The organism is Paramagnetospirillum caucaseum (assembly GCF_000342045.1).
Taxonomy (GTDB): domain Bacteria; phylum Pseudomonadota; class Alphaproteobacteria; order Rhodospirillales; family Magnetospirillaceae; genus Phaeospirillum; species Phaeospirillum caucaseum.
This window is the reverse complement of sequence record NZ_AONQ01000153.1, coordinates 1-2,003: the sequence shown is the minus strand read 5'-3', so window position 1 is coordinate 2,003 and position 2,003 is coordinate 1. Positions and strand designations below refer to the sequence as shown.

3 protein-coding genes are annotated in these 2,003 nt (G+C 61.6%); all 3 read left to right on the top strand.

Annotated features, from left to right (window positions below; genetic code table 11):
• On the top strand, positions 1 to 852 hold an 852-nt coding region (gene mamQ, locus H261_RS22685; protein WP_152427090.1), incomplete at its 5' end, for a magnetosome protein MamQ.
• Positions 849 to 1,103 carry a magnetosome protein MamR gene (gene mamR / locus H261_RS22680; protein WP_008622632.1) on the top strand — a complete coding sequence of 85 codons (255 nt, stop codon included), beginning with the start codon at positions 849 to 851 and terminating at the stop codon, positions 1,101 to 1,103. The genes mamQ and mamR, both read left to right, overlap by 4 nt.
• Positions 1,100 to 1,990 (top strand): magnetosome biogenesis CDF transporter MamB, encoded by an 891-nt coding sequence (gene mamB, locus H261_RS22675; RefSeq protein WP_008622631.1) that lies wholly within the window; start codon positions 1,100 to 1,102, stop codon positions 1,988 to 1,990. The genes mamR and mamB overlap by 4 nt, the downstream gene beginning before the upstream one ends.
• Positions 1,991 to 2,003 lie beyond the last annotated feature (13 nt).

Below are 2,003 nucleotides of genomic sequence, written 5' to 3'. Positions count from 1 at the left end.
TTTCCTTCATACGACGAGCTTAGAGAGGCGGATATGGCATTAGGCGACGCGAATGTTGGTTCGGCCCCTGGGGTCGACTTCAGTGCGCTGCAACGGGTGAAGCAGTCGGAGGAGCTGCTTGCCCAGTTGTACGTGGTGGAGGAGACGCCGCGTCGTTTGGGGCGTGGGCCGGTGCACGCTCTTATGGTCATATCGGTTTTGTCGGTTGTTGCGTTCATCGCGACGTTGCTGATGCGCTACAACACCTTCGTGACCATGTCGGAAGACACGCAGGCGAAGCGGTCCAATTACGAGGTGATGATCCAGCGCCGGGACAATCTGTTCGGCAATCTTGTGAAGCTGACGCTGAACCATGCTGCATTGGAGCACTCGATCTTCTCGCATACCTCGGACAAGCGGACCGAGGGCGTTGAGGCTGGCAAGGGCGGCCCTATCGGCTCGGCGCTGGAGCAGCTGATGAAGCAGGGCGGGATCGGCAAGCTTCTGGGTGATATTGGGGGCGGCAAGGCGCTGCTGGGGGCCGACGGAGGCTTCGGCAATGCGCTGGGCCGTTTGATGGCGGTGGTGGAGCAGTATCCGACCATCCAGTCGGTGGACACCTACAAGCATATGATGACGTCGCTGGTGGAGATGGAAGACCGCATCGCGACGCGTCGGGAGGATTACAACGCCGCCGCCTCGACCTACAACATCGAGATCACCAAGTGGCCGTGGAACTATCTGGCGTTCATCACCGGGTTCAAGCGGGCGGAGTATTTCCAGGAAAAGCCGGCGGGCGACACGCCGATCATCACGCCGCAGCTGTTCCAGGAACTGTTGCCTCTCAACCATGCGCAGGACATCAAGAAATGATCTGGACGGCGGTGATCAAGGGGAGCGCGCTGGTGACCTTCGTGCAGGGCGCCATGGTGCTGGTGGACAAGATCTTCGGCGAGGAGATCTTGCCGCACCGGATCTACAGCAGCGCGGAAGCCTCGCAATTGCTGGGGATGGACCGTCTCGAGGTGCTGGGCCTGATTCGTTCGGGGACGATCAAGGCGAAGAAGGTGGGCGATAATTATCGTATCCTGGGCTCCAATCTTGTGGATTACATGAACCGATGAAGTTCGAAAATTGCAGGGATTGCCGCGAGGAAGTGGTGTGGTGGGCCTTTACCGCCGACATCTGCATGACCCTGTTCAAGGGGGTCCTCGGGCTGATGAGCGGCAGCGTGGCGCTGGTGGCGGATTCGTTGCATTCCGGGGCGGACGTGGTGGCCAGCGGGGTGACCCAGCTCAGCTTGAAGATTTCGAACAAGCCGGCGGATGAGCGCTATCCGTTCGGCTACGGCAACATCCAATACATCTCGTCGTCCATCGTGGGCTCCTTGCTGCTGATCGGGGCCAGCTTCTTGATGTACGGCTCGGTGATGAAGCTGATCTCGGGGACCTACGAGGCGCCGAGCATCTTCGCGGCGGTTGGGGCGTCGGTGACGGTGATCGTCAACGAGCTGATGTATCGCTACCAGATCTGCGTGGGCAACGAAAACAACAGCCCGGCCATCATCGCCAATGCCTGGGACAACCGGTCCGACGCCATCTCGTCGGCGGCGGTGATGGTCGGCGTGATCGCCTCGGTGATCGGCTTTCCCATCGCCGACACCATCGCGGCCATCGGCGTCTCGGCCCTGGTGGGACGCATCGGCCTGGAACTGATCGGAACCTCGATCCACGGCCTGATGGACAGCTCGGTGGATACGGAATTGCTGCAGACCGCCTGGCAGGTGGCCATGGACACGCCCATGGTCCACAGCATCTATTTCCTGCGCGGTCGCCATGTGGGCGAGGACGTGCAGTTCGACATCCGCCTGCGGGTCGATCCCAATCTGCGCATCAAGGACAGTTCCATGGTGGCCGAGGCGGTACGCCGGCGCATCCAGGAGGAAATCCCCCACGCCCGCGACATCCGCCTGTTCGTCAGCCCGGCACCCGCCGCCGCGGCACGGGCCTGAGCGAGAGAGGGGC